The organism is Microcoleus sp. Pol12B5 (assembly GCF_036701335.1).
In the GTDB taxonomy this organism is placed as follows: Bacteria; Cyanobacteriota; Cyanobacteriia; order Cyanobacteriales; family Microcoleaceae; genus Microcoleus.
In genome coordinates this window covers 1-4,748 of sequence record NZ_JAUBQQ010000133.1, presented here as the reverse complement: position 1 = coordinate 4,748, position 4,748 = coordinate 1, and the positions used below count along the sequence as shown (strand labels likewise).

The 4,748-nt window shown below is 45.8% G+C and carries 3 protein-coding genes; 2 read left to right on the top strand and 1 reads right to left on the bottom strand.

Features of this window, described 5'->3' with window-relative positions:
- On the top strand, positions 1 to 1,566 hold a 1,566-nt coding region (locus QUA24_RS26760; RefSeq protein WP_333233424.1), incomplete at its 5' end, for a calcium-binding protein.
- Positions 1,567 to 1,951: 385 nt separating this feature from the next.
- Here the strand turns inward: QUA24_RS26760 and QUA24_RS26755 are convergent.
- Complete coding sequence (locus QUA24_RS26755; protein ID WP_333233422.1) at positions 1,952 to 3,568, bottom strand: Ppx/GppA phosphatase family protein; 1,617 nt, start codon at positions 3,566 to 3,568, stop codon at positions 1,952 to 1,954.
- 95 nt (positions 3,569 to 3,663) lie between these two features.
- Here QUA24_RS26755 and QUA24_RS26750 point away from each other — a divergent pair, with 95 nt between their 5' ends.
- The gene (locus tag QUA24_RS26750) at positions 3,664 to 4,548 is read left to right on the top strand and encodes a 4-hydroxybenzoate solanesyltransferase (protein WP_333233420.1); all 885 of its coding nucleotides are present in this window, start codon (positions 3,664 to 3,666) and stop codon (positions 4,546 to 4,548) included.
- Positions 4,549 to 4,748 lie beyond the last annotated feature (200 nt).

Below are 4,748 nucleotides of genomic sequence, written 5' to 3'. Positions count from 1 at the left end.
GAAACTCCGACACCAATTCCGACGCCAATTCCTGCGGAAACTCAAATTCCTGCGGAAACTCCGACACCAATTCCGACGCCAATTCCTGCGGAAACTCCTGCGGAAACTCAAATTCCTGCGGAAACTCCGACACCAATCCCGACGCCAATTCCTGCGGAAACTCCAATTCCGACGGCTAAAGCTGGGGAAACGCCGACACCAATTCCGACTCCAATTCCTGCGGAAACTCGAATTCCGACGCCAATTCCTGGGGAAACTCCGACACCAATTCCGACGCCTAGGGAAACTCCGACACCAATTCCGACGCCAATTCCTATATCTGCGGAAACTCCAATTCCGACGGCTAAACCTGGGGAAACGCCGATCGCCAATCAGAATTCGATCGCCCCAACCCCATCTCCAACAACCGAAACCCCCGAACCTGTGCTAATTCCTGCTGCTTCGGAAGACTGTATATGCGATCAAATCACTTTACCCGATCGCACTTCCATTCCCGGCCCCAATATCCCTAAAAATACCCTCAACGGTACAGACGGTAAAGATACTCTAACCGGCAGCGATATTAATGACATAATCAACGGTTTCAACGGCAGCGACTTGCTAAATGGCTTATTCGGCAACGACAATATTTACGGCGGCTTTGCTAGCCCTGTTGCTGTTGGCGCGGATGCAGACAGCGACACCATATTTGGCAACGAAAATAATGACTATCTCGTCGGTCACGCTGGGAATGACATTATTTATGCGGGTAAAGATCATGATGTGGCGATCGCAGGCAAAGATAATGATATAGTTTGGGGCGACAAAGGTAACGATACCCTACTTGGCGATGAAGGTAATGACAGTTTATTTGGTGGCACTTCTGATGCATCTGACGGTGACTTGACAGGAAAAGATTTGCTTTTTGGCAATAACGGCAACGACGTTTTATACGGACAAGAAAGCGAAGATACTCTTGCTGGGGGCGAAGACAATGATACCTTACACGGCGGCAAAGATAACGATATAATTTGCGGCGATTCTGGCAATGATTTGCTGTTTGGAGATTTGGGAAATGACAGCATCTGCAGTGGCGATGGCGAGGATACAATTTTCGGAGATATTGACAATATCGCGACAGATGCTAGCAGTCAACAAGATTATTTGTGCGGTGGCAGCGGGAATGATTTAATTTTTGGTAATCAAGATGCCGATCAATTGTGTGGTGGTGACGGTAATGATACTCTGTACGGCGGCAAGGGTGATGATACTTTGATTGGGGGAATGGGCGACGACTGGTTGATGCGAGACTTCGGAAACGATACGCTGCAAGGGGGAAGCGGGGGCGATTACTTTTTCTTGACTGCGGGAGAAGGTCACGATGTAATCGCTGATTTTAGGCAAGGTGAAGATTTATTAATTTTAACGGGAGGGTTAACGGTCGATCGACTCAGCATAGTTGAAGAAAACACTACAACTTTTATCAAAATTGCCAACACAGATCAAATCTTAGCTAGCCTCAAGGGCGTTCCAGCTAATCTCATCACTCAACAGGATTTTACAGTAATTGGGCTACCTGGTTTGTAGATAATATCTAATCCGGTTGTATCAGAATTATCGCTAATATCATGTAGGATCGATTAACCATAATATCCCGGTCGGGGCAGTTTTTTGAGATTGTCAATTATTGGCAGGTATTGTTGGTGAGGGAAGCCCCTACAAAAATCGCGATCGCTCGACCGGACATGATATGAGACACTACTTAAATCGTTCATATGGCGTCAGCAAATTGTCATAATCGCCTTGATTTATCCTACTTAAAATTAATTCACCCTGCCTTCTGAAGGCAGGCTAGGGCGATCGGGAGGAGTATGGAGTCAAACACAATATTGGTACTAGACTTGGGGTTAAGTTGAAACTGTAGGGTGCGCGCGCACCCTACAGTTCCTCGTTTCCAGGCTCGGCTTTGTATTTAAACCGGAACCAGAGTCGGTTCCAAAGTTGCCACTAATTTGAGATTGTACTCATCTTCAAACGACGGCTTTTTATAATCCAAACTCCAGAGTTCCAGAGCGCAATCGTCTTCGGGATTGAGCGGTTGTAACCGCAAGTGAAACTCTCTAACTTCCGGGCGGTATTCGCATTTAAAATCAGAAATTGCGCCAATCTGCCGCCTATCTAAAGCCACAGCTAACCGCAGAAAAGGATGCAATTTACTGACGAGTTCCCGGTATTTTTTTGGAAGAGAAATAAAGTTTTCGTGCTTCTTTTTGGGAGGATTTTTCCGGTGATAGCGAGCCAAATTGGCAATTACTTCAATCTCTGTTTCAGTGTAGCCCAATAACTCACCATTGCGAATTAAATAGTAAGAATGCTTGTGGTGCGCTGAATGACTGACGTACAAACCGCAGTTGTGCAGAATTGCGGCAGCCCACAGCAACTCTCGTTCTTCGCTTCCCCAGTTGTGTAGAATTCCTTGAGTTTTGTCGAAGAAATTGAGAGTAAATACTGCAGTTCTTTCGCTTTGTTTTAAATTGACTTGATATTTGTCAGCCATGTGGAGAATGCTGCGCTGGCGGATTGAACCTTGATAGCGCAAGCGGTTTTCAATCAAACCGTGCGCCAGCATCCAGTCAACAATTACGCCTTCTCTCAGAGAGCGATCGCAAACAGTGAGCGATTCAATTCCTAATAGTATCATAGCTTCCTGTAAAATCAAAGCGCCTGCCAGAATAATTTCGGCTCGCTTGTCCGACATTCCCGGAATTGCCAACCTTTCGGCATAAGAAAGTTTGCGAAAGCGATTGACTAAATCGCGCAAATCTTTTAAACTTAACTGATAGCCGGCTAGGGGACTCGGCACTGTTCCCAACTTTTCGCGAGCGTTAATTGTGGCCAGAGTTTCGATGGTTCCAGCAGTGCCAATCAAGCGCAAAGGTTCGCCAGCATGGAATTGGGATCGCAATTCGTCGATCGGTCTTTCCAGCGAAATCCGAATATAAGCTTGCAAATAAGCAAACTCCTCCTTGCTAATCGGGTCAGTTTTGACAAATTGTCCTGTTAGGCGAACAGCACCAATTTTTGTACTGGTGAGACAGCGAGGTTCTGAACTATCCCCTAAAATCAACTCAGTAGAACCGCCTCCAATATCAATAATTACCTGGGACTGATTGTTAAACTCCATTCCCGAAAGTACGCCGAGATAAATTCTCCGCGCTTCTTCCTGACCGGAAATTAAACTCACATTCAGGTCTAATTCTTCAGCAACTTGTTGGAGAAAATCTCGCCCGTTAGGGGCTTCCCGAACCGCACTCGTAGCCACAGCAATAATTTGTTCGACATTGAAAGTTTTAGCAATATCTTGAAAACGGCGCAGAGTGGCAAGAGCTCTTTCCATAACCTCGGACTTCAAGCGCCCTGTTTTAACCTCACAATCGCCCAACCGAACCGTATCTTTTTCTCTAGCAATAATCGTAAAGGCGGGCAATTTCGGATCGATCCGCGCCACCACCATGTGAAACGAGTTAGTACCCATATCAATAGCAGCAATAATGCGATTTGACTCCGCAGAAGCAAGTGAATTAACCATTGGAGTGTATCGGGGTTGACAGATATTTTTAATTATTCCATGAATTTACTGAGTGATCGGCTTAAAATATTAAAAATCTCCAATCTAAAATTAAAATGCTTACAGAGCCCGATCGCCAACCCGAATCCACATTGCTAACCGTCGTGAGGCTTTTGAGATGGGACAAACCAGCAGGAAGGCTCATTTTAATGATTCCAGCCCTCTGGGCCGTCTTTTTAGCAGCCGACGGGAGGCCGCCCGCAACATTGGTGGGCGTGATTGTGTTGGGTACCTTAGCCACGAGTGCGGCTGGATGCGTCATCAACGACTTGTGGGATCGCGATATAGATCCCGAAGTAGAAAGAACGCGATCGCGCCCGCTAGCATCCCGCGCCCTCACCGTGCAAACTGGGATAGGAGTTGCATTAATTTCCTTTGCTTGCGCGGCGATTCTCGCTTTTTATCTCAATCCTTTAAGCTTCTGGCTGTGCGTGGCCGCCGTACCAGTAATTATCTGCTATCCCCTAGCAAAAAGATTCTTCCCAGTGCCACAATTAGTGTTATCAATTGCCTGGGGTTTTGCAGTTTTAATTAGTTGGAGCGCCGCCGTGGGAGAACTAGAATTAGCGACTTGGTTGCTGTGGGGTGCAGTCGTACTGTGGACGTTAGGATTTGATACAGTTTATGCGATGAGCGATCGGGAAGACGATTTGCGTTTGGGTGTGAACTCCAGCGCGATATTTTTCGGGGATAATGCTGCTAATGCTGTGGGTTTTTTCTTTGTTGGCACTGTCGGTTTGTTAGCAGCAATGGGAGTTAATCTGCACTTGCACATTGGTTTTTGGATGGCAATTATTGCGGCGGCGATTTTGTGGTTTTTGCAGTATAGTCAACTCCGAAATGCAGATATTCCTAAGCCGATTTATGGTCAAATCTTTCGCCAAAATGTTTGGGTGGGTTTTGTCATATTGGCGGGGATGATTGTTGGGGAAATTTTTTAATCCAGCCTGGGTGAGTGGAGGATGATTTCTTCGCACCCGAAAATTTTGTCCTCTACTAATTTGATTGCTTTTGCTAGATTATTCTACTTTGACTAAAGGCGATTAGTAGTTAATATCGAGGCAGTTATACCAATTTAATATGAAGCTGCATAGAATAAAGCTTCAAGAATAAAATTGTAAGATGACAACGAACTGATTTG